The following is a 23,886-nucleotide window of genomic DNA, read 5'->3' as shown; positions in this document are numbered from 1 at the left end:
GTCGGTTTACATCAGGATTCTCCCAGAAAAGGGTATCGGTAGTCCGTCGCACTGACGAAGGTTTCCTTGATAGTCCTGGGGGAAACCCAACGCAGCAGGTTGATCATGGAGCCTGCTTTGTCATTGGTGCCAGATGCCCTGGACCCGCCAAACGGCTGTTGCCCTACCACAGCTCCGGTGGGCTTGTCATTGACATAGAAGTTTCCTGCCGCATGGCGCAATTTGGAAGTAGCCATTTCTATGGCATAACGATCGGTGGAAAAGACGGCTCCGGTAAGGGCATAGGGGGAGGTTTGGTCTACCAGCTCCAATGCCTCTTCAAAATGATCTCCCTGATAGACATAAATGGTCAATACAGGTCCGAAAATTTCCTCTACCATGGTTTTGTAAAGAGGATCCTCAACCAATATCACAGTAGGCTCAATGAAGTACCCCTTGGATTTATCGTAATTTCCTCCTGCTATTATTTCCACATGGGGAGCTTTTTTAGCCGCCTCGATATATCCGCTGATTTTATCAAAAGCTTTTTCATCGATTACTGCATTGATAAAGTTGCCAAAGTCTTCGGTTCCCCCCATTTTCATGGAAGCCAGGTCCTGTAGCAAATGCCCTTTTACCTCTTCCCAGATACCGGAAGGGATATAGGCACGGGATGCAGCACTACATTTTTGTCCCTGATATTCAAAAGCCCCCCTGCTGAGGGCTGTGGCTACGGCTTTGGGGTGGGCAGATTTATGGGCAATGACAAAATCCTTACCACCTGTTTCGCCTACTATTCTGGGGTAGGTTTTGTACCTGGAGATATTTTGTCCGATGGTTTTCCATAAATGTTGGAACACTCCGGTAGATCCTGTGAAATGTAACCCTGCAAAATCGGGATGGGAAAAGATCACTTCTCCTGCCTGGGGTCCATCCACATAGATCAGGTTGATCACCCCATCAGGAAGTCCGGCCTCCTTAAAAACCTGCATCAATACATGGGCCGCATAAATTTGGGTATGTGCCGGTTTCCAGATGACCGTATTGCCCATCATGGCTGGTGCCGTAGGGAGATTTCCTGCAATGGCTGTAAAATTAAAAGGGGTAATGGCAAAAATAAAGCCCTCCAATGGCCTTTGCTCCAGCCTGTTCCAGACACCTTGTCCACTGATGGGAGGTTGCTGGGCATAGATTTCTGTCATGAATTTTACATTGAACCGCAAGAAATCAATCAACTCACAGGCTGCATCGATTTCTGCCTGGAAGGCATTTTTTGACTGACCCAACATGGTGGCGGCATTGATCCTGTCCCTGTAGGGCCCTGCCAATAAGTCTGCTATTTTAAGAAAGATGGCAGCTCTTTGTTCCCATTGCATGTTTTCCCAGGCCGGCTTTGCTCCCAAAGCGGCATTGATGGCTTGGGTCACATGACCCTTGTCTCCTTCATGAAAATGACCCAACAGGTGCTGGTGATCATGTGGCGGGTGAAGGGATGATGTATTGCCCGTCCTTACCTCATCACTACCGATATACATGGGAATATCCACTTGCTGAGCCCTCGCCGTAGCAATGGCTTCCTGAAGGGAAGTGCGCTCAGGGGACCCTGGAGCATAGTTTTTGACAGGTTCATTCGCTGGTTCCGGAACATTAAAAAAGCCTTTTAGCATACCATTAAGTCGTTTTCTTGGTTAGTTTAATTATAACAAATATACAAATTAACAACGGCTTAAAAGAAAGGAGGGTTCAAAGGATGGCCCTGAGTTCGGATAGGTGTCTGATGGTAAAGGTGGGTTCAACCTGATGGGTTACTCCCCGGGGATTATAATAAACCTGGTCGATGGCCGCATTTTTTGCGCCTAAAATATCTGAATCAGGGTTGTCTCCTATCATCAGACAATTTGATGGTTTGGTGCCCAGCTTTTGTAATGCATGAGCAAAAATTCTTTTGTCCGGCTTTCTGAAGCCAGAGCTCTCTGAAGTTACAATCAAATCAAAATAAGGAGCCAGCCCCGAACATTTTAATTTGGAATATTGACTTTCATTGAAACCGTTGGTGATGATGTGCAAGGCATAGTCATCGTTCAGATAGTCCAGGATTTCAAAGCTGTGATCCATGACTTTGGATTTGGAAGAGGTTTGGGTTACAAAATCTCTTTCGAAAGTACCGGGTAGAGACTCAGCAGGCAACTTTGCTCTGGTGAAAACCTTGATGAAGCGACTTTGCTGCATTTCGGCCTGGTCTACCTTGCCCTGATTAAACTGATCCCAAAGCTCGTAATTGGTGAACAGAAAGGCCTCAAAAAACGCTTCAAAAGGAATTCCTCCCAAATCTCCCAGGCGGTAATGTGAAAATAATTCGGATAGGGTTTCTCTGACATTGCTGTCGTAATCCCAAAGTGTGTGGTCCAGGTCAAAAAAAATATGTTGGTACTTTTTCACGTTTTTTTATTTTCTATAGGGGTTGTTTTGAATTTTATTTTTGGCCAGCTCCCTGTTGGAGTAAAGGATTTCATAGATCTCCTGGTCTCTCAACAGGTTTTGGTCTTTCTGAATGAACTTCAGGATCTGTCCCAGTATTTCCTGGGCTTCTTCCAATACATAATAGAAAGTCCATTGATCTGTTTTTCTACTGCCTATTAAACCCGCATGCTTTAAATATGTTACGTGCCGGCTGGTTTTGGTTTGGGTAAAATCCAGTATATGTTCCAGATCAGAAATACACAACTCCTGATTTTGCATCAGTAAATGCAGGATTCTCACCCTCGCTTCCTCCGAGAGGGCTTTAAATACCCGCATACCATAATTCAAACTTATGTTTTTTAAGCGCATTTAATTAACTTTAACAAATAAAACATGTTGAAGTTAATGATTTCAGCTGTATTTCACTTATTATCGTGAAATCATTGGCTTTATAACCAAACCGGCTTGATTTTCTACCGTAATAATTAAAGGAGTAAGTCTACTGAAAAATAAAAGAAGTGAAAAAAATTACCGCAATACTGATCCTTTTTGTAGTCGGATTTTTAGGAATTCACCGGTCTGCCGAAGCACAGGACACCTCCGATCGGAAAGTGGTTCAGCTTTCAGGTGTGATCCTGAATGCAGACAGTACCACGGCCATTCCGGGTGTAAATATTTATGTCCCCAAAAAGGGAAGAGGCACGAGCAGTAACCGCTTTGGCTATTTTTCCATGCCGGTAGTGGCAGGAGACAGTGTGGTATTTTCCTACATAGGCCTGAAACGACAAACCTTGAAGATCCCGGAAGATATTGACGAAGACAAGGTCAGTTATATCCTGACCATGATTCAGGATGAAATAGCCCTTCAGGAGGTACAGGTCATGCCCTATCCTACAGAAGAAGAATTCAAAAATGCCATTCTGGCCGTAAATGTAGATGCAGAACCACCGCTCAACCGGGGCAACCTGAGTCCGCAATTGCTTCTGCGCTGGGCCGAAGAAATGCCCGCATCCGGCAACGAGAATTTCCGACAATTTACCAACCAACAAACCCAGCAAACCATGGACCGGTATGGGCCAAGACCCTTGCCCTTGCTTAACCCTTTTGCCTGGGCTCAATTTATTAAATCCATCAAAAACGGAGACCTGAGAAACAGGGATTGATTCCGACAAAGCTTTGAATCACTTTCCGTCCGTTAATCCAAATTTTTGGAATTGCAGCACCTTTGATGCATTTCTTGAAGGGGCAATCCGGTATATTTGTGCAAATCAGAAACCAATAGTATTATGAAAAAATTAGTTGTCCTGGGATTATTGATCCTTTCTCAAGTGGGGTTTGCCCAGGAGGAGAAATCAGGTTCTTTGCAACGGCCCAAACTGGTCGTAGGGATCGTGGTGGATCAAATGCGTCAGGAATATTTTTACCGTTACCAGGATAGGTTTGTAGAAAACGGTTTTAAACGCCTGTTGAAAGCCGGCTTTGTGATGGAAAATGGGCATTATAATTATATCCCTACCTACACCGGACCGGGGCATGCCTCTGTCTACTCAGGCACCACGCCTGCTACCCATGGGATTATTGGTAATAACTGGTATGTAAGGTCCTTAGGACGGTCCATCTATTGCGCCGAAGACAGTACCGTTACAGGAGTGGCCGGAACTGCTTCAAACGGCGAGATTTCTCCCAGAAACCTGTTGAGCAGCACCATTACGGACGAGCTGATGTTTGCTACCGGAAAGCGGTCGAAAGTGGTTGGGATCGCCATTAAGGATCGAGGGGCAGCCTTGCCAGCCGGACACATGGGGGATGCCTACTGGTACGATGCCAAAACCGGGGAATTCATGACTTCCACTTATTACTACGATGCCTTGCCGGATTGGGCCAAGGCGTTTAACGACAGAAAATTACCTCAGAAATATTTGTCCCAAACCTGGGAACCACTATTTCCGGTAGAAACCTATGTGCAGGGGGCAGCCGATGACAATGAATTTGAATCCCCCTTTATCGGCATGGAAACACCTACTTTTCCCTATGATCTGCCCGCTTTGACAGCGGATAATGGAGGACTGGGTCTGATCAGTACCACTCCCTACGGCAATACCCTCACCCTGGACCTGGCCTATGCCGCCCTGGAAGGGGAGCAATTGGGCAAAAGAGGAGAGACGGACTTTCTGGCCGTGAGTTTTTCTTCTACCGATTATATCGGACACCGGTTTGGCCCCTCTTCGGTAGAGGTGGAGGACAATTACCTACGCCTGGACCGGGAATTGGCGGAATTTTTTGATTACCTGGACCGGGAGATCGGCGAGGGCGAATACCTGGTGTTTCTGACGGCAGATCATGGCGTGGCGGATGTGGTCAGTTACATGCAGAGCGAACGAGTGGCCGCAGGAAGTTTGGATACGCGTTTCGTGCTGACCCAATTAAAAGGATTTACCAATCAGCAATTCGGGGAGGGAGACTGGGTTTCCAATTACTCCAACGAGCAGGTATTCTTAAACCGGGAGCTGGCCAAAGAAAAGGGCCTGGTGCTGGCCGATATGCAAAAAGAAGTGGCCGATTTCCTGCTGCGCTTTGACGGGATCAAGGAAACCTACACAGCGGAGGACTTGAAGCGATTGGAATACAACCATGGAAGAAAGCATTTGCTGCAGATGGGCTTCAACCACAAGGCTTCCGGGGATGTGCTGGTCATATTGGAACCGGCCTGGCTGACCAATTCCGTCCGGGGCACCACCCATGGGACGGGTTACACCTATGATACCCATGTGCCGATTGTATTTTACGGTTGGGGCGTTCCGGCCGGAAGCAGCAGCCGCTATGCCACCATTACCGATATTGCCCCCACACTGGCCATGCTGCTAAAAACCAGGCTCCCCAATGGAGCTTCAGGTCAGCCGATTGGCGAGATTTTGGATACAAAATGATTGTCTATAAGGAGGATTTGCTTTCGAGATTTCCTTATGGCTGAATTGGGAAAGGTCAGCACCTTTCATAACGTACGGCAGCTGGCTGGTATTTACGTATATGGAAATCCAACCGCTGACGAAATCCCTCCGCTGCGGCGGAGGGCAAGGGGGATTTTTTCGTTCATAAAAATAATTCGACAGGTTGTTAAGAAATTGAACCAATCCCAAGCCAGCAGGCCCATGGTGCGCTACTTTTTTCGAAGCAGCGGTCGGTTCAAACAGTGCCGTGTTATAGGAAATTGGAGTTCAACCCACTCCGGGGTTGGGGGTAGGATTTAACGGCTCCAAGACCCCGGGTTTCGCTCGGGGTTATTTTTGTTGAATCGATTCAATTTTATGCTCCTTTCCATGAAAAACCGCTTTTGTAGGGTTCGGGTATTTTCCATTATTTTTTCTGCTTGCAAAATGTGCGCTTCTGCGTTCAATTTTCTGAAATTTCGATTAAGAAGTAGATCCTGCTCTCTTTTTATTGTATCCATACGGGTGCAATTTCTAGATAAAATAAAGAATTACACCCGAAAGGGTATAATAAATGAATGGGTGCTTTAATTTGTACCCGAAGGGGTATATTATCACCTTATTTTATATCTTTGTACCCGAAAGGGTAAATACCATACGAATGAATACAGTAAATAAATATGGGCAACCGTTAAGCCATTTCGTAAAAGAGAAGCGAAAGGCACTAGGGCTTACCCAGCAGGAGCTGGCAGATAAAGCGGGCGTAGGCTTACGTTTTGTACGTGAATTAGAACGAGATAAACCTACCCTGCAAAAGGATAAGGTCAACCAGGTTTTGGTTTTGTTTGGTTTTGAACTCGGCCCGGTGCCAATTAATCGCAATAAACTGATCCATGAGAAAGGCTAAAGTGTATATGTACACCGATTGGGCAGGAATCCTGCAAGAAGATGAGGAAGGATATCGTTTCCAATACAGGGATGTTTATCTGAAAAAAGATAATGCCGAGCCGGTAAGTTTGACACTTCCGCTACAGGAAAAACCATTTCAGGATAAAGTGCTCTTTCCGTTTTTTGACGGTCTGATACCGGAGGGTTGGTTATTGGATATCGCTGAAAAAAACTGGAAACTAAGTGCACGTGACCGGATGGGTTTGTTACTTAAAACATGTCAAGATTGCATAGGTGCAGTGAGCATTGAACCAATGGAAGAGGAAAAAGAAGATGAGTAAAAATTGCTGTCTATATTGCTATAAGGAACTGGATGGAGGCGAAATGGATTTTCACTCAAAATGCAGCAAGAAACTATTCGGCAAGCCTGTTCCTCCCCTATTGGAATATACCAATGATCAGATGCTGGAACTGGCTGAAAAGGTTATACAGCGGCAGTCGTCCGTAACCGGCGTACAGGCAAAGCTTTCCTTAGGGCTGGAAACCATGACTGAAAAAGATACGCCTCAAAAACTGACGATTATGGGTGTTTGGGGCGGATACATATTGAAACCGCCGAGTGAACATTTTCCATGTTTACCCGAGCTGGAAGACCTGACGATGCACCTGGCAGCCATAGCCGGAATAAGGACTGTTCCGCATTCACTGATCCGGTTAAAGTCAGGTGAGCTTTCTTACATCACCAAACGAATAGATAGAAAAGGAAAGCAAAAATTCCATATGGAAGACATGTGCCAACTGACCGAACGGTTAACAGAATCGAAGTATCGGGGTTCCTATGAACAGATTGGAAAAGCACTGGTTCACTTTTCGACCAATCCCGGATTTGACATCATCAACTTTTTTGAGCAGGTTGTATTTTGTTTCCTCACCGGTAACAATGACATGCACCTGAAAAACTTCTCCCTGTTTAAGGATCCGAAAAGGGGATACAACCTGAGTCCCGCTTATGACATGGTAGCTGCCCAATTGGTGGTTGAAGGAGATAACGAAGAATTGGCACTCACCCTTAACGGAAAAAAAAGGAAAATAACAAGAAGGGATTTTGAAGCCGCTATGAGAAGGTTTGAAATCGATCAGAAAGCATTCGATAATATCTTCGAGCGTTTCAAAAAGACGATACCTGAATGGTATGCTTTCGTTGAAAAAAGCTTTCTTCCGGATGAAATGAAAGATGCTTATCAAGTAATGATTGATAAAAAAGCCAGACAGATAGGATTATTTCAGCCCATGCCTAAATCTGATTCGGAATACGGCATTTTTTGACGGAAATCAGGTTGTGACATCAGCTTCAAAAAATACTGAAAACCAGGACAATCCGGTTTTGATCTATTCCAGCCTAGAATTTAATATTAAAACCAATACCCAATGAAAACCAACTATCTGATCGTAAAACTCATCTTTTTTTGGTTTGTTCTGACTAGTACTATAGGCTGTAATTCATCCGGTAAGGACGGAAAACAAATGGTTTTCCCTACCGATTTAACCGTAATTGAGCCAAGCGATTCGGTTAAATTTGATACCAGTTGGTTTGACAGTAAATACAAAGTGGCCGTGTATATGAATAATGTCGGCCGGTCCATAACAACCTTGGACTGGCAACCTGCGATATCAAACAACAAGGAGGTGGCCTTCCTTTTCTATATCTCAGAAGAAGACCCTTCCAAATTGATTCGGCAATTGAGGGAGAACAATTTTTCGCACCCCGTAATTCACGATCCGAATAAAGAATTTTTTAAAGCGAACGGTATCGGGGAGGTGTCTTTTATTTCGTTTTTGCTAAAAGATGATCGCAAGGTAGAAATGGGAAATCCCTCCTTTCCCAACTTTCAGACGAGGCTTGAGGCTTTGACCGAGGAATAATGGGGTAAACCAACGAGTGAATCCATTCGTGATTCCCACCCGTTTTTTAATTTGTATCAATAGTTAAACTATTCGTGATAAATAGGTTAGTTTTTCTTAAAAGTCCAGAGCTGTATTTCCATAAATGGTAAATTTCGTAAAAAAAGTTTCCAATTAATGTAAACTTTTTTCTAGTTTTATCGTATGAAAATCATAGAAACGTCAACTGGTGAAAAACGTTTAGTGGACATTTTACCGGTTGAAATAGACGAATTTAAAACATTTAAAAAGGAACGGTACTTTTTTGACTGGAAAAAGGAGAAGCATCAGGAGGTATACAAATTGCAGATTAAAGGTATGAGTGACGTTTTTGGGCTTGTCTCTATTGAAAGGATTCCTGAAGAATGGAGAATACATATCAGACTATTGACAGTCTCAAAGGAAAACAAAGGAAAGGAGAAAAAATACGACAAAATCATAGGAAATCTGATGGCATTTGTAGCAAAAATAGCGCTTCGGGAATTCGGAGAATTGGCATGTGTTTCCCTGAGACCTAAAAGTCAAATTGCCCGACACTATATGGAGACATATAACATGAATTTAACTGGATTGACATTGAGTATGGAAATTCCTCAAATTTTAGCCTTAATAAATTTATACGACAATGACTGAAAATACCAAAGATAAGTTGGATACAGAGTTTGGTGTAGATTCAAGATACAGCTCTGAAAAGGAGCGTAAATCCGATGCTGCTGCTTTGATGGAAGCCAGGTTAAGGAGGATGAAAAATTTGTCAAAAGAGAAAATTACCAAGGCAAAACTTATGCAATTGAAATTAAGGATGGACGAATACATTAAGCACCCGGCGCATGATAATCACAGCAATTTTTTAGAGTTTTTAAAATCGTATATCGATACCTTATACTCAAAGAGAAGTGATTTTGCACGAGATATAGCGGTTACTTCGGTAAGTTTGAGTCAGGTAATTAACAAGCATAGGGAACCTAAAGAGGAGTTTCTCCTGAAATTAATGATACATTCGGAGAAGGTTTATGCGGGTTTTTGTGCGTTTCCCAAGGAAATCTGGTATCAGGTTTACTATCATGAAAAGATATGTAATACCATGTCCAATCAAAAAGAATGGCGACCTGAAATCGAAAAGGATATTCGGGTAAGTGCAGTATTGTAATAGTAAGCTATTCGGAAAAATTGGATTAACTTTCTTATAAATTGAAAAAGGGATAAACCGACTTTAACGATTAAAGTTTAATTCGGGTCGCACGGGGTGTTATTATGATAATTCCTGTGGGTAAGCCTACGCATTGGAGCAATCCTGAAGGTATTTTATTTTTGCCTTGCAGATTGTAATAAATATAGGCGGTGAAGGGGAGTGAAAGGCAATTTTGAAGGCAGTGTGGCTAGTAAGTGCTAATTCTTGTCGTACTTTTGGCTTGATCCAAAAGAGTACCAAAAGATCAAGACAAAAAAATCCTTCTCCCCACATCCCCCCGCACCCCCGGTTTTTTGACGGCCCACCCGCTTTATAACTTTTTTGGAGCTTCATTTAAGATAGGAGGTTGGGTAAAAAGGGACTTGTTTGTTAGGATTAAATTTCCAATTCGATATGGTAGCACAAGGATTTCCTTCCTAAGGAAATTCCCATATGGAATTCATTTTTAAATTAATGAAAATCAAATCCTGATTTTGGCCATTTTTCATACTTCTCAGGATTCGGAAAAATGGGAAAAAAGAAAATAACGATTTTGCAATGGCACCATCCTGGTTAAAAAAGCGATTTTGACTCCCCTTTTTCCAGGTCTATTTCCCATTCCTTTCCCTGATATAATACCTTAGTCTTTCCACCAGTAATTGCCAGAATTTCAGCTTGTTTAAGTACCCAGTTTTCCCATTCCATACTTACCTCAAAATCCCCCCTTGCTTTCAGTCCGGTTACCTGGCCCCTAGCCCATGCTTCGGGTAGTGCCGGTAATAAGCGGATGATTCCATCTTCATGCGACTGCAGGAGCATTTCGGCAATACCTGCTGTGGCCCCAAAATTGCCCTCAATCTGGAAAATCTTTCCGAGCAGATCAAACATATTGGGAGCCAGTTGGGTGGCCATCATTTGATGGATGTGATCCAGGGCCTCGTCTCCCTGCTGTAAACGCGCATAAAAATTGATAATCCATGCCCTGCTCCAGCCGGTTTGTCCGCCGCCACCAAAGGCCAGTCGTCTTTCGATGGTTTTTTCGGCCGCCTTGAACAATTCGGGTGTTGCTGCGGTGATTTGATTGGACGGGTACAAGGCATACAAGTGAGACATGTGCCGGTGGCCCGGCTCCGCCTCCTCATAGTCCTCGTACCACTCCTGAAGGGTGCCGTCCTTGCCAATTTTTATTGGGGGTAATTTAGCGCTTGCTTTTTCTATTTCCGCTGTCAATTGCTGCGCTCCCAGGATTTCTTCTGCTTCCAGGCAGGCCTTAAAGATGTCATTTATTATTTGGATGTCCATGCTGGCAGCCGTGGTGTTTCTCGTTGGCTTACCGGTAGTTGGATCTATATAGGCGTTCTCCGGTGAGTAGGAAGGAGACGTGACCAGTTCCCCTTTATCGTTCTCTTTCAGAAAGTCTAAAATAAACCGGGCTGCACCGGCAATGACCGGGTAGGCCGTTTCCTTTAAATAATGCTGATCCTGGGTAAATTCATAGTGCCTCCATAAGGAAAGGGACATCCAGGCGCCTGCCAGCGGATTGGAATAACCATTGGTAACCTGAGATTCCTTGGTCGACCCGGAGGGGGTGGTTCGTCCAAACGGATTGCTTACGTGATGGGCCATCCAGCCGGAGGAGCCAATAAAATTTTTTGCGGTAGTGCTGCCGTTTTCCGCCAATTTTACCATAAAATTAGACAGGGGAACAAAGGCCTCGGATAAATTGGTCAGGTCGGCAGGCCAGTAGTTCATCTGTAAATTGATGTTCAGGTGAAAATCCGATTCCCAGGGAGCCCACATTTCCTTGTTCCAGATGCCCTGAAGGTTTGCAGGTAGAACGGCCCTGTTGACAGAACTTCCCATCAGGAGGTACCTTCCGTATTGAAAAAACAGTTCCGTAATGTGGTTGTCATTCGTCCCTTCCCGCACCTGCTCCAGCCGCTTATCGGTCGGAAGGCTGTCCCGATGCGGGCTGCCTAAGGAAAGCGTAACCCGGTTAAACATGTCACGGTGCTCAGAAACATGCATTTCCCGGGCTGTCTCGTATGGTGTTGCTTTTGCTTCTTCCAGTAGCTGTAAAGCAGTCGCTTTGGCGTTTATGTTGCGGTCAAAATTCAGCTTGGCTACATTGTAATCCGTCGCTGCACTTAGGATCAGGGTAAAGCCGGTACTGTTTTCAATGGTAAGCGTTTTTTCATTTCCGCATATCTTTCCATTATCCAAAACGGCTGCGATTTGGGAAGAAAACTTCATGTGATGCCCCGGTTTTCCGGAACCGCCCACATTGTCATCGTAACCATCGGGATCATCAAATACCTGTCCGTCCATGAATAGAATATCTTCTTCTCCGACGCGTTGGACGATGTCTTTCTCCCGTTCAAAACGAATCGTGCTGCTAACAGGCACCCCATCCAAACTCTCAAAGCGATAAAAAATGACATTTTTTTTGTTGGAGGAAAAAGCCTCTCGGCGGTACCTTTTCCCTGCTATGGAATAAGTAGCCGTGACCAGGCCCGTTTCCATATTCAGTGATCGGCGGTAATTCTCCGGGGAACGTTGATGGTCAAAAGAAATATACAATTCACCCAGAGGCTCATAGGAACGTATGGAGGTAGGGGAGACGGCCAGGTATTCCATGGCGTAGTCCAGGGCCTCCTGGTAGTTTCCTTCCAGGTTTAACCGCTGAAATTCAGCATAATGCTGGCGCACGTTTTCGGGGTACGGGTCTTCCGGCATACCGGCCCAAAGGCTTTCTTCATTGAGCTGAACACGCTCCTCCTGCAGCCCTCCATATACCATGGCACCCAATCTCCCATTGCCAATGGGAAGGGCTTCCAGCCAGTCTTCGGCAGGGGAAGTGTACCAAAGTTCCATCCTTGGTGCGGGATCTACTTCATTACCTGCTATTTGGCAGGTACTGGCAAGGGGAGTGAGGCTGATGAATAGCAGCAGGAGCAGCTGTCGCATGTTGGGTTGGTTTTGATGATTTCGCATACTACCAAAATAGGATGAATAGTTTAAGGAAATCTGTTAACTTTTCCTGCAATCGGCAGGGGATTTATTAAACCGGATCCGGTACTGACAATTTGACACGAAAATAAAATTGGAACAAGACTTGAACAAGGCAAGATTACAATAAAGACTTTGTTTACATAAAAATAAAAAATACCATGCAGGAAAAAGGTACCATTTCGATTCATACCGAAAATATTTTCCCCATTATCAAGAAGTTTCTCTATTCGGATAATGAAATTTTTCTCAGGGAATTGGTGTCCAATGCGGTGGATGCCACCCAGAAAATCAAAAGGTTGGCCGCTTTGGGCGAGTACAAAGGAGAACTGGGTGATCTGACCATCGACGTCAGTTTTGATAAAGACAAAAAGACCATTACCGTCTCAGATAAGGGACTGGGCATGACCGCCGAAGAAATCAAAAAATACATCAACCAGATTGCCTTTTCCGGAGCCTCCGAATTCGTGGAGAAGTTTAAAGATGCCAAGGATGCCAATGAGATCATTGGTAAATTTGGTCTTGGTTTTTATTCGGCCTTTATGGTGGCCGATACGGTGGAAATCCATTCCCTCTCCCGCAAGGAAGGAGCGGAGCCGGCCAAATGGGTCTGTGATGGCAGTACAGAATTTGAAATCAGCCCAGGCGACAAAACCGACCGGGGAACGGATGTGATCCTGCACATCAATAGCGAGTCCGAGGAGTTTTTGGACAAGTGGAAGCTGCAGGAAATTTTGGACAAATACGCCAAGTTCCTGCCCGTACCTATTCGCTTTGAAACCAAAACCGAAAGTGTAGAAGACGGCGTGGACGATAAGGGGGAGAAAAAATGGAAATCAGTAGAGGTGGACAATATCATCAATACCACCAATCCCATCTGGACACAGGCACCAAGCGAGTTAAAAGACGAGGACTACCTGAAATTCTACAAGGAACTGTACCCCATGAGCGAGGATCCGCTTTTCTGGATCCATCTGAATGTGGACTATCCATTTAACCTTACCGGAGTCTTGTATTTTCCCAAGGTTAAAAAAGATTTTGAACTGCAACGCAATAAGATCAAATTATTCAGCCGGCAGGTGTTCATTACCGATGAGGTAAAGGATATCGTACCGGAATTCCTGATGCTATTGCACGGGGTGATCGATTCTCCGGACATTCCGCTGAACGTTTCCCGTAGCTTCCTGCAGGCCGACAGCAACGTCAAGAAAATCAACAACTACATCACCAAAAAAGTGGCGGACAAGCTGGGTGAATTGTTCAAAAAAGACAGAAAGATTTATGAAAGCAAATGGGGTGACATTGGTCTTTTTGTGAAATATGGCATGATTTCAGAAGATAAGTTTTACGAAAAAGCAAAGGATTTTGCCCTGTTTACGAACACAAAAGGGGAGTTTTATACCCTGGAAGAATACCGGGAAAAGGTAAAGCCCTTCCAAACCGGTAAAGACGATAAGTTGGTATACCTGTATGCTACCGATACGGACAAGCAAGACACTTTTATCCAATCGGCCAATAAAAAAGATTACGACGTGTTGCTGATGGATTCGCCTATTGACAGCCATTTTATCCAGCACTTGGAAGGCAAATTGGAAAATGCCAGTCTGAAGCGGGTGGATGCTGATGTGGTGGACAAACTGATCGAGAAGGAAGGCGGATATGAAAACCTGCTTACCGAGGAGCAATCCAACAAGGTGAAGGAGATCTTTGAAAAGGCCATCGACAGCAAAACCTATTCGGTGGAAGTTCAAGGTTCCAGTCCGGAGGAATTGCCCGTCACAGTAACCATGGACGAGTTCATGAGAAGGATGAAGGACATGGCCCAAAATGGAGGCATGGGATTCTATGGTGCCATGCCAGACAATTATAAGGTGGGCGTAAATGGCAATCATCCGGTTATTGACCGGATTTTGAAATCAGAAGACGCTGCGGAGCAGGAAAGACTGGCCAAGCAGGCATTTGATCTGGCCTTGCTTTCTCAGGGATTGCTGAAAGGCAAGGAGCTTACCGCCTTTGTGAAAAGAAGCGTTGAGTTGATCTGAGCGTAAAATATATTCGTAGAAAGGGAAAGCGGGGACAGTGCCTTGCTTTCCCTTTTTTGTTTACACGTCGATCGTAGAAAGATTGGAGTTGCTGAATGGCAGCATAAAGCTGAATTGGTGCCATTTCAACGGGCTTAGAAAGTCTCACGGTAATATCCTAACCGTAAATCCGTACGTTCTATTGCAGGAAACTTAAATTGGTAATCGAGATTGATGGGGATAGCCACTTTTATGCTGAGTCTGTTGTTGAAGATCAAAGCAGACAACTGATCTTGGAAAAAATGGGTTGGTTTTTTTTACGATTTTTGGATAGAGAAGTTAAGAAATCCATGCCTTTTGTCCTTCAGGAAATTGGCGCCTTTATCGATGATTGGGAAGTAAAAAATGGTGTTTCCAGAGCGGATTTTTAAGCTAAACATCTAAATGTTCTCGAAAAAATCCCCCTCGCCCCCTTAAAAGGGGAATTAGTTCAAGTTGGGTTGTTAGGTTCGTTTATATCAATGCGATTTGTTTCAGGAATTTAGGATTAACCAGGTGTAATATCGTACCTGAAAACTCGAACGATATACAATCCCTCTTGCCACCGGGATGAAATTAAAAAACAGTGATTGGTAGAAACGGATTAGCTGTTTATATTTACCATTATCTCAGACCCATTTAATCCAAATCGGCTGCACATCTCCTCCCCAATTTCTTAATGACAGCAACCAATGAAACGACTAATCCTCTATGCCTGCCTTGCCGCCTTTCTACTTATGGAAACAGCTGCCTGGGCGCAATCCGATACAAAGACGCTGAAGGTGATGGCCTGGAACATTTTGCACGGCGGAAACGACCTTCCCGACGGCCCCGACCGGGTGATAGACATCATCCGGGAAATTGACCCGGACCTGGTACTTATGGTTGAAACCTACGGCTCCGGACCCCATATAGCGGAGACCTTAGGGTATCATTTTCATCTGATAGCACCTGAGGGCACCGACCCGGATGACGAAAGCGTCAACCTTTCCATCTATTCCAAATACCCTTTTGGGGAGCGAATCGATACCGGATATCCGTTTTATCTGGGCGGCCGGGAAGTCCTGATCGATGAGCAAAAAATCAATGTTTTTTCGAACTGGTTTTACTATTTGCCCTGGGATGACGCCCCGGAGCAGATGGGGAAATCAGTCGATGAACTGCTGGCCTGGGAAGCTGCGGGAAAACGAACCGAAATGATCCAAAACGTGCTGCCCTACCTCAAAAAATATGCTGCTGCCACCGATTCGGTTCCCATGATTTTGGGCGGGGACATGAATTCCCCCTCCCACCTTGACTGGAACGAGGAAACCCAGATGCGACACAACGGACTGATCGTCCCCTGGTATGCCACGAAAGTATTGGAGGAAATGGGCTTGAGGGATTCGTTTCGGGAAGTGCATCCCAATCCCATCTGGCATCCCGGCATTACCTGGGATGTAAAGGAAAAAATGGATTCCCACCGCATCGATTACATTTTTTATAAAGGGGATTTAAAACCGCTGGCATCTACGTCGTACATGGCCTATATTGGTGATACCATTCGGATTAACCAAAAGGAAATACCGTACCCCTCAGACCATGGATTTGTGGTGACCACCTTTTCTTTGGAATAATCTTTTTTAAAACGTGTGAAATCAAACAATAACCTGCTGATTCAATGTAAAAAATACTTGCCTTTTTACCTCCATTGGAAATTATCAATCATCCGGTTTTATATCATCTTGGAAGGATTAAATTCCATAAGATCGCCTCTTTTTTCATAAATCATCCGATAAACTGCTCATTTTTAATGAAAGTGATTATCTTTAATCAATACAACCATTTTTGCACGACGCATGCTTTCAAAAAAAACCAAATATGCTTTTCATGCCCTGACTTATCTGGGAAAAAACAAGGATCAGGGGGCCATATTGATTTCCGAGATATCTGAAAAACACAATATTTCCCATAAATTTTTAGAAAATATCCTGCTAGAGCTGAAAAAAGCCGGTTTCTTAGGAAGTAAAAAGGGCAAGGGAGGGGGATATTACCTCATCAAGGAGCCCAGAGAAATTCCCCTTTCACGCATCATCAGATTGCTGGACGGCCCCATTGCCCTGCTGCCTTGTGTGAGTCTCAATTATTACGAGCCTTGTGAAGAATGCGAAAATCAGGAGCAATGTGGCTTAAACAAGGTGATGATAGAAGTCAGGGATGAAACACTCAAAATACTGGAAATGAAGACCCTGCAGGATATTTTATCCAACGAATAAATTTTTTTCCATTTACTCTATATAATTTGTAGGTTTTATGTACTTTTGTATTTGCAGCCCTGTATATTGTGGGGCCATTGATATGCGGTGGGGGGTACAGATCCCAGCAAAAAAGCAAATTGAAATACGTAATGGAAGCAAATAAAATTAAGGAACTGATCCATAGAATGGAAAGTCTGTCCATTGAGCAGGCAATGGCTTTGCTGACAGATCTTTTTCCCGAGAAAGTGGTATTCTCCACTTCTCTTGGGCAGGAAGATCAGGTGATTACCCAAATCATCGCCAATAATAACCTGCCGGTAGAAATATTCACCCTGGATACCGGCCGGTTATTTTACGAGACCTATGATCTGCTTGCCCGGACCATCGTCAAATATGGCGTGGACATCAAGCCTTTCTATCCGGATACACAGGCCGTTCAGGACCTGGTCACCAAAAATGGCATCAATGGCTTTTACCATTCCATAGAAAACAGGAAATCTTGTTGCTATGTAAGAAAAGTGGAGCCCCTCAAGCGTGCTTTGAAAGGCAATAATGTCTGGATTACGGGATTGCGGGCAGAGCAAAGTCCAAACCGGGAAAACATGCAGCTCCTGGAATGGGATGAGGGAAACCAGATCCTGAAATACAATCCCCTGCTGCATTGGACCATGGAAGAAATGCTTTCTTATATCCATACCCAAAAGATTCCTTACAATCCCCTGCACGACAAGGGATTCGTCAGCATTGGTTGTGCTCCCTGTACCCGGGCGATTGAACCCGGTGAAGATCCACGCGCCGGAAGATGGTGGTGGGAAGCTTCACACAAAGAATGTGGCCTTCATGAGCAAGAGAAACAGGTGGCCAACAAATCCTAATCAACAAAAAAACAGGTTAAAAACCGAAATATCAGTACCATGCAAAGTTTCAGAACCGAAATAGAAAATCCAGTTGTAGAAAAAGATATCGTCGAATTGGCGGATAAAATCAACCTTTTTCGAAACGGAAAAATAGACGAAGAAAAATTCAGAAGCCTACGGTTAGCCCGGGGAGTTTACGGGCAACGGCAGGAAGGCGTGCAAATGATCCGGATCAAACTTCCATTTGGCCGGGTGACGTCCTCACAGCTCAACCGAATCTGCGATGTTTCTGAAAAATATTCTACCGGAAGATTGCACATTACCACCCGGCAGGACATTCAAATTCACTATGTCAGCCTGGACAGGACACCTGAACTTTGGTCCGAACTGGAAAAGGACGATGTCACCATCCGTGAAGCTTGCGGCAATACCGTAAGGAATGTAACCGCCTCGGAAACAGCGGGCATTGACCCCAGTGAGCCCTTTGATGTGACGCCCTATGCAGATGCTACCTTCAAGTACATGTTGCGTAACCCCATTAGCCAGGAAATGGGTAGAAAATTTAAGATCAGCTTTTCTTCCAGTGACGAAGATACGGCCCTTTCCTATATGCATGACCTGGGGTTTATTGCCAGGGTAAAAGGCGAAGGCAAGTCGGCTGAAAGGGGCTTTAAGGTGCTTTTGGGCGGAGGTTTGGGCTCACAACCCCGCCATGGAGATGTGGTCCACGAGTTCCTGCCCACGAATCAGTTGATTCCGTTTATAGAAGGAGTGGTTCGTGTTTTTGACCGGCATGGAGAAAGGGCCAAGCGAATGAAAGCCCGAATGAAGTTTCTAATCACCAAATTGGGAGTTGAAGAATTCTTGCAATTGGTGAAAGAAGAACAAGCTGCCCTGCAGCACCAGTCATACCCGATAGATGTAACGGATTTTGAAGCATCAAAATCATTGCCTGAACCGGTGCTGCCTGATTTTACTGTACCCACAGATGAAGATTACAGGCGGTGGAAATTAACGAACGTGCTGCCTCAAAAGCAGCCGGGATATTTTGCAGTGGGCGTTAAAGTTCATTTGGGTGATTTCTATACCAAAGAGGCCCGTCAGCTGGCAACGCTAATCAGAGATTATGCCAATGACGAACTGCGGTTTACCCTGCGGCAGAACTTTCTGATCAGGGATGTAAAGGAAGAATTGCTTCCCTTTTTCTATCAGGAGCTCAAAAAACTTGGATTGGCAGACTATGGTTACAATTCCATAGGAGACATTACGGCTTGCCCCGGCACCGATACCTGTAACCTGGGCATTGCCAGCAGTACCGGAGCAGCAGACGTGATGGGCAAGCTTATCATTGATGAATATCCGGATTTATTGCTGGACAAGGACCTTACCATCAAGATCTCGGGCTGTATGAATGCCTGCGGACAGCACAACATGGCCTCCATAGGCTTTCAGGGCATGTCCATGAAGGTGGGTAAATCGGTATTGCCGGCTTTACAGGTACTGCTCGGGGGAGCTACCCTGGGAGAAGGGCAGGGCAGGTTTGCCGATAAGGTAATCAAAATTCCGAGCAAAAGAGGCCCCCAGGCCTTAAAGATGCTTTTGGACGATTTCAAATCCCAGGCTGAAATAGGAGAAAAATATGCCTTCTATTATGAGAGAAAAGGGCAGATGTATTTCTACGAAATGCTCAAGCCACTGGCCGGTACAGATAATATCACAGATTCTGATTTCATAGACTGGGGCAATGAGGAGCCTTATGTAAAAGCCATTGGAGTAGGAGAATGTGCCGGTGTGGTCATAGATTTGGTATCCACCTTACTACTGGAAGCCAGGGAGAAACTGGCCGATGCAGAAGATAGTTTGAATGCAGAAAAGTGGGCGGATGGGATTTATCAGGCCTACACCAGTATGGTGAATGCGGCAAAGGCGATTTTAACGGCTGAGGGAGTAAATACCAATAGCTACGCCAATATTGTTTCCGAATTTGACAAGCATTTCATTGAGAGTGATAAAATCAAACTGAATGCTACCTTTGCAGATCTGGTTTATCAAATCAGGCAAAATCCACCTACAGCCACTTTTGCAGGTGAATATTATAAAACAGCTGAAAGCGTATTTGAAGCGATCAGTGAATTCAGGTCAAAAGAAGTACATGCGTGATGAATGAGATCAGACCAAGGGTGACATTGGTAGGAGCGGGTCCCGGAGATCCGGAATTGATAACCTTAAAGGGGGTGTTGGCATTGAACAAGGCCGATGTGGTCTTGTATGACGCCCTGATAGACCGGACCCTGCTCAACCACGCTCCGGATAAAGCCATCAAGGTTTTTGTGGGAAAAAGGCATGGCAGCAGGCAACATCCACAGGATGAAACCAACAAGCAGTGTGTGTATTATGCACAGAGATATGGGCATGTGGTCCGGCTGAAGGGTGGAGATCCCTTTGTCTTTGGCAGAGGGGCAGAAGAGCTGGATTATATCCACCAGTTTGGGATTGCCACGGATGTTGTTCCCGGCATTTCCTCCACGGTAGCCGTGCCGGCATCTGCAGGCATACCGGTGACCAAAAGAGGGGTTTCAGAAAGTTACTGGGTGATAACCGGAACTACCTCTAGTGGGGCCTTATCCAATGACCTGAAACTTGCCAGCCAATCCAGTGCAACGGTGGTTTTGTTGATGGGTACCAGAAAGCTGGATGAGATTGTAGGGGTATATGAAGATCAGGGCATGGCCGATAAGGCCATCGCCATCATCGAAAGGGGTACTACCCGGGAAGAAAAGGTGGTAGCCGGTACCATCTCGGACATTCAAAAAAAGGTAAGGGAAAACAAGGTTGGTGCTCCGGCCGTTATCATTATCGGTGAAGTGGTCAAAGAAAGTCCCCAATTAAAAGCCCTATTTGAAGAAGTTGTGTACGACCATAAGATGATTTCCTGAGCCAATGAATGAATTGTATCCCATTTTTCTGAAAGTACATCAGCTGGAAACCTTGCTGGTAGGGGCTGGTTTTGTGGGTCTGGAAAAGTTAACCTTTCTGCTCAAATCCAGCCCTCAGGCCAAAGTGACGGTAGTATCTATAGAAATATCCGATGAAATCAGGGAAATAGCTGAAAAAAATGCCAATATTCAGCTGGTCCAGAATGCCTACCATCCACGCTACCTGGAGCGCAAGCACATGGTGATTGCTGCGACCAACTTTCCAGAGGTCAATAAGACGATCTACCAGGAGGCGAAGAGCAGGTATTTGCTGGTCAATGTGGCAGATACGCCTGAATATTGCGACTTCTATTTGGGTGGGATTGTGACCAAGGGAAATGTAAAAATTGCTATTAGCACCAATGGTAAAAGCCCCACTACGGCAAAGCGCCTGAGGCAATTGCTGGAAGAAACCATTCCGGAGGACATCAACGAAATGGTGGAGAACATCAACCGGTACCGGGATACCCTGAAGGGAGACTTTGAATACAAGGTGGAGGCGCTGAATAAGTTGACAGAAGGATTGATCAAAAAAGATTAAAGGAATAATAGACAAAAAAGGGGCGTTTAGCCCCTTTTTATTTTCTCACTTTTTAAATTTTTGATATATGTTTTTATCAGTTTTAATTTTTCGTTTTCATTCAGCCTTAAATTTTGCTGAAAAAACGTGTCCAGACTCCAGTACATTTTTTTAAATGTTTATTTAACATTAAATATAACGGGTTTTCTGAATAATTTGTTTAACCAACCTATAAATTTTTCTCATACCTGGCATTAGATCATTTAATATGCGATAAGGATGTAATCTACACGCAGTTGAGTCACCACAGATTACACCGATTAGCACAGATAAATAAAATGCTACCGGGGGCCTATGCCAATCACCTAGTTATTTCCGGAGTCATAAACAGATAAAACCTGTAAAAAAGCCGCTTGTATTGCTAACTCTGTGGGTTTTAAAGAATGTTTTTTTACGGCTGGTCTTTGGTTTCCAGCATTATAAATGCCTCGATGGGGTAACTAATCGGAAATCTGGGATGTAGTTTCAAACTCCACCCGGTACGGGTAAATAGATCGCTACCAGGGATTACAAATCCCTTCTATCTAAACCTCGGAATTACAAATTTCGAGGAGCGGGTTAAAGCTCATCCAGGTTCTCCAAATAACTTTCCGCCTGCGCCAGGATTTCATCCTTTTGCTTCATTTTCGAAAGGGTTTTATATACGAAGCCGATACGGGGATTTTTTTCAAGTTTGTCCCGGTTCCTTTCATAAAATGCCCAGTACAAGCTATTAAAAGGGCATGCCTTATCTCCTGTTTTTTTGGTTTTGGAATAATGGCAGCTACCACAATAGTCACTCATTTTGTCGATGTAGTTGGCAGTAGATACATAGGGCTTGGTACCTGCAATGCCGCCATCCGCAAACTGACTCATGCCCCGGGTATTGGTGATTTCCACCCATTCAATGGCATCTACATAAATCCCCAGGTACCATTGGTCCACCTCATCCGGATCAACTCCGGCCAGCAAGGCAAAATTTCCAGTGACCATCAGCCGCTGAATGTGGTGCGCATAGGCATGCTCCAGGGATTGTCCGATGGCATGTTTGAGGCAATTCATTTTGGTGTTCCCATCCCAAAAAAATGCCGGCAGGGGCCGTTTGTGGGAAAAGAAGTTCATCAGAGCATAATCCGGCATCTTCGCCCAATAGATCCCCCGCATAAATTCCCTCCAGCCGAGTATCTGACGGATAAAGCCCTCTACCTGTGCCATCCCATACTTTTCCGGAGCCTCCTCCCTGTAGGCAGCAGCCTTTCGGATCACTTCCAGGGGATGCAGCATTTTGCTGTTTAGGGCAAAGCTGAGCCTACTGTGGAACAGGAATGGGTGTTGGGAATGCATGGCATCCTGATACTGGCCAAAATGGGGCAACAACTTGTCGCAAAAATGCTCCAGCAATTCCATGGCCTCTTCCCTGCAACAGGGCCATTGAAAGTTTTTGGGGTCTGCTTCTCCGATGGTTTTAATACCGGCAGCTTTGATGCTATCGTGCAGCTGGCTCAAGTCTCGCTTGAAAACGGGGGGTGGCGGGATTTTTACCTCTTCCCGGTATTTGTTCCTGTTTTCCTGGTCAAAGTTCCATTTTCCCTCCGCCGGCTTTTTGCCCTGCATGAGGATGTCATGTTTGACACGCATAGACCGGTAAAATGATTCCATCAGGAAAGTTTTTTTACCCGAAAAGAATGATTTTACGGCCTGCCTGTCGCTTAAAAAGTGTTCGGCATCAAAACTTTTTGTTTCGATATCCAGCTGTTTACAGATGTCATTGAGTTGCCTATCCAACCTGTATTCGTCAGGAAGGATATAATTAAAATGTTTGAAATTATCCCGTTGGATAATAAAGCGGATGTTTTTTTCCAGCTCCTGCCGGTTTTCGGTTTGATCTATTTTCAGGTAGATTACCTGATGCCCTTCTTTTTTTAGCCATTCGGCAAACATCCGCATGGATTGAAAAAAGGCCAGCACTTTCTGTATGTGGTGCCGGACATAATCCGTTTCCTGCTTCATTTCCATGATCAGGTAAACCACTGCCGCATCCTTTTTTTTAAACCAGGAATGCTGCCGGTTCAGCTGGTCACCCAAAATGAGTCTTAAGGTTTTTTCCATTTTCGCTTTTTTGGTCTACCCAATAAAGCATCCTTTTTCTCCAATTGTTTACATAATATCAGCCATTAACATGTATGCATATGAGCTAAAAATCAGGAACTCATCCTGTGATCGGAATCGAGCAGTTCTATGTAGTCACTGAAATAGTGATTGAAAGTGATGATCAGGTGATTCAGATCACCGGACTTCATTTCCTCCTGGATGCTTAAGGTATCCATTCCCAACGCTTCACTTAATGTCTCGGCATATTCCAGCAGGTCTTTTCCTATGATAGTTACATCTTTTTGGTCAAGATGGATCTGCATGATTGCCTTTGTTTTGGACGCCATCATTTCTATGCTATGTTGAAAGTTAAATTATCTGTTTTATCGTACCTCTCGGGTAATTGATACCCAACCCAAATTCTACCAATCAAAAAATTGACTGCCTCTCTATTACAAACTAGTATTTTTGTTCTATGCAAAGCCTTTTTTGCAATTTGCTTTTTGAAATATTATTTTATGTAATTGAAACACCTTTTAATGATATGCTTAAATTGTGTTATATTTTTATAAATAATAGAATAAAATTTGAATTTGCAAATTGTCTAAAAAAATAATTTTTGGATGGTTTTATGAAATAAAACCATCCTTTATTTGGTGGAGATAAAAATGAATTTTCTCACGCTAAATTTGAAACAAGTACCGGAAAGGAGGGAATGAAAAAAGGGCGAAA

22 protein-coding genes are annotated in these 23,886 nt (G+C 44.4%); 16 read left to right on the top strand and 6 right to left on the bottom strand.

The annotated features are described in order from the left end of the window. Positions 1-11 precede the first annotated feature (11 nt). The 3 genes from pruA to GL182_RS16120 all read right to left on the bottom strand — a co-directional run bounded on the left by pruA (position 12) and on the right by GL182_RS16120 (position 2,808). Positions 12-1,646, bottom strand: coding sequence for an L-glutamate gamma-semialdehyde dehydrogenase (gene pruA, locus GL182_RS16130; RefSeq protein ID WP_163380816.1), 1,635 nt, complete (start codon positions 1,644-1,646; stop codon positions 12-14). A gap of 76 nt (positions 1,647-1,722) precedes the next feature. Then, positions 1,723-2,418, bottom strand: a complete 696-nt coding sequence (locus tag GL182_RS16125; protein ID WP_163380815.1) for a YjjG family noncanonical pyrimidine nucleotidase — start codon at positions 2,416-2,418, stop codon at positions 1,723-1,725. A gap of 6 nt (positions 2,419-2,424) precedes the next feature. Then, positions 2,425-2,808 (bottom strand): ArsR/SmtB family transcription factor, encoded by a 384-nt coding sequence (locus GL182_RS16120; protein WP_163380814.1) that lies wholly within the window; start codon positions 2,806-2,808, stop codon positions 2,425-2,427. A gap of 158 nt (positions 2,809-2,966) precedes the next feature. Here GL182_RS16120 and GL182_RS16115 point away from each other — a divergent pair, with 158 nt between their 5' ends. From GL182_RS16115 to GL182_RS16080, 8 genes are all read left to right on the top strand, one after another. Beyond that, the gene (locus GL182_RS16115; RefSeq protein ID WP_240469872.1) at positions 2,967-3,602 is read left to right on the top strand and encodes a carboxypeptidase-like regulatory domain-containing protein; all 636 of its coding nucleotides are present in this window, start codon (positions 2,967-2,969) and stop codon (positions 3,600-3,602) included. 123 nt (positions 3,603-3,725) lie between these two features. Next, positions 3,726-5,366 carry an alkaline phosphatase PafA gene (pafA, locus tag GL182_RS16110; RefSeq protein WP_163380812.1) on the top strand — a complete coding sequence of 547 codons (1,641 nt, stop codon included), beginning with the start codon at positions 3,726-3,728 and terminating at the stop codon, positions 5,364-5,366. Between the two features lie 661 nt (positions 5,367-6,027). Further along, complete coding sequence (locus GL182_RS16105; protein ID WP_163380811.1) at positions 6,028-6,273, top strand: helix-turn-helix transcriptional regulator; 246 nt, start codon at positions 6,028-6,030, stop codon at positions 6,271-6,273. Further along, positions 6,260-6,595 (top strand): HipA N-terminal domain-containing protein, encoded by a 336-nt coding sequence (locus tag GL182_RS16100; RefSeq protein ID WP_163380810.1) that lies wholly within the window; start codon positions 6,260-6,262, stop codon positions 6,593-6,595. The genes GL182_RS16105 and GL182_RS16100 overlap by 14 nt, the downstream gene beginning before the upstream one ends. Further along, on the top strand, positions 6,588-7,580 hold the full coding sequence (locus GL182_RS16095) for a HipA domain-containing protein (RefSeq protein WP_163380809.1): 993 nt from the start codon (positions 6,588-6,590) through the stop codon (positions 7,578-7,580). The genes GL182_RS16100 and GL182_RS16095 overlap by 8 nt, the downstream gene beginning before the upstream one ends. 102 nt (positions 7,581-7,682) lie before the next feature. Continuing rightward, positions 7,683-8,177, top strand: a complete 495-nt coding sequence (locus GL182_RS16090; protein WP_163380808.1) for a hypothetical protein — start codon at positions 7,683-7,685, stop codon at positions 8,175-8,177. Between the two features lie 183 nt (positions 8,178-8,360). After that, complete coding sequence (locus GL182_RS16085) at positions 8,361-8,828, top strand: N-acetyltransferase (protein ID WP_163380807.1); 468 nt, start codon at positions 8,361-8,363, stop codon at positions 8,826-8,828. Continuing rightward, complete coding sequence (locus GL182_RS16080) at positions 8,821-9,345, top strand: hypothetical protein (protein WP_163380806.1); 525 nt, start codon at positions 8,821-8,823, stop codon at positions 9,343-9,345. Before GL182_RS16085 ends, GL182_RS16080 begins: the two co-directional genes overlap by 8 nt. Before the next feature lie 594 nt (positions 9,346-9,939). On the opposite strand, the gene GL182_RS16075 is transcribed toward GL182_RS16080, so the two are convergent. Then, the gene (locus tag GL182_RS16075; RefSeq protein WP_240469860.1) at positions 9,940-12,333 is read right to left on the bottom strand and encodes a glycosyl hydrolase family 95 catalytic domain-containing protein; all 2,394 of its coding nucleotides are present in this window, start codon (positions 12,331-12,333) and stop codon (positions 9,940-9,942) included. 203 nt (positions 12,334-12,536) lie between these two features. Between GL182_RS16075 and htpG the strand changes: the two genes are divergently transcribed. The 8 genes from htpG to GL182_RS16035 all read left to right on the top strand — a co-directional run bounded on the left by htpG (position 12,537) and on the right by GL182_RS16035 (position 21,045). Further along, entirely contained in the window at positions 12,537-14,417 is a 1,881-nt protein-coding gene (gene htpG, locus GL182_RS16070) for a molecular chaperone HtpG (protein ID WP_163380804.1), read from the top strand. Positions 14,418-14,584: 167 nt separating this feature from the next. Continuing rightward, positions 14,585-14,827 carry an endonuclease domain-containing protein gene (locus GL182_RS16065; protein WP_163381030.1) on the top strand — a complete coding sequence of 81 codons (243 nt, stop codon included), beginning with the start codon at positions 14,585-14,587 and terminating at the stop codon, positions 14,825-14,827. 300 nt (positions 14,828-15,127) lie between these two features. Next, a complete protein-coding gene (locus GL182_RS16060; protein ID WP_163380803.1) occupies positions 15,128-16,051 on the top strand; it encodes an endonuclease/exonuclease/phosphatase family protein in 924 nt (307 codons plus the stop codon). A 222-nt stretch (positions 16,052-16,273) separates the two neighbouring features. After that, positions 16,274-16,690: an RrF2 family transcriptional regulator gene (locus GL182_RS16055; RefSeq protein ID WP_163380802.1), complete on the top strand. Its 417-nt coding sequence runs from the start codon at positions 16,274-16,276 to the stop codon at positions 16,688-16,690. Between the two features lie 119 nt (positions 16,691-16,809). Further along, entirely contained in the window at positions 16,810-17,547 is a 738-nt protein-coding gene (locus GL182_RS16050; protein ID WP_262889345.1) for a phosphoadenylyl-sulfate reductase, read from the top strand. A gap of 39 nt (positions 17,548-17,586) precedes the next feature. Continuing rightward, positions 17,587-19,689, top strand: coding sequence for a HEPN domain-containing protein (locus tag GL182_RS16045; protein ID WP_163380800.1), 2,103 nt, complete (start codon positions 17,587-17,589; stop codon positions 19,687-19,689). Continuing rightward, positions 19,689-20,465 carry a uroporphyrinogen-III C-methyltransferase gene (gene cobA / locus GL182_RS16040; protein ID WP_163380799.1) on the top strand — a complete coding sequence of 259 codons (777 nt, stop codon included), beginning with the start codon at positions 19,689-19,691 and terminating at the stop codon, positions 20,463-20,465. The genes GL182_RS16045 and cobA overlap by 1 nt, the downstream gene beginning before the upstream one ends. Positions 20,466-20,469: 4 nt before the next feature. Continuing rightward, a complete protein-coding gene (locus GL182_RS16035; RefSeq protein WP_163380798.1) occupies positions 20,470-21,045 on the top strand; it encodes a bifunctional precorrin-2 dehydrogenase/sirohydrochlorin ferrochelatase in 576 nt (191 codons plus the stop codon). 597 nt (positions 21,046-21,642) lie between these two features. On the opposite strand, the gene GL182_RS16030 is transcribed toward GL182_RS16035, so the two are convergent. Together GL182_RS16030 and GL182_RS16025 are read right to left on the bottom strand one after the other, a co-directional pair. Next, positions 21,643-23,172: a cryptochrome/photolyase family protein gene (locus GL182_RS16030; RefSeq protein ID WP_163380797.1), complete on the bottom strand. Its 1,530-nt coding sequence runs from the start codon at positions 23,170-23,172 to the stop codon at positions 21,643-21,645. A gap of 92 nt (positions 23,173-23,264) precedes the next feature. Then, positions 23,265-23,477: a hypothetical protein gene (locus GL182_RS16025; protein WP_240469858.1), complete on the bottom strand. Its 213-nt coding sequence runs from the start codon at positions 23,475-23,477 to the stop codon at positions 23,265-23,267. Positions 23,478-23,886 lie beyond the last annotated feature (409 nt).

Source organism: Cyclobacterium sp. SYSU L10401, assembly GCF_010993705.1.
Lineage (GTDB): Bacteria > Bacteroidota > Bacteroidia > Cytophagales > Cyclobacteriaceae > Cyclobacterium.
This window is presented reverse-complemented; position numbering and strand designations above follow the sequence as displayed.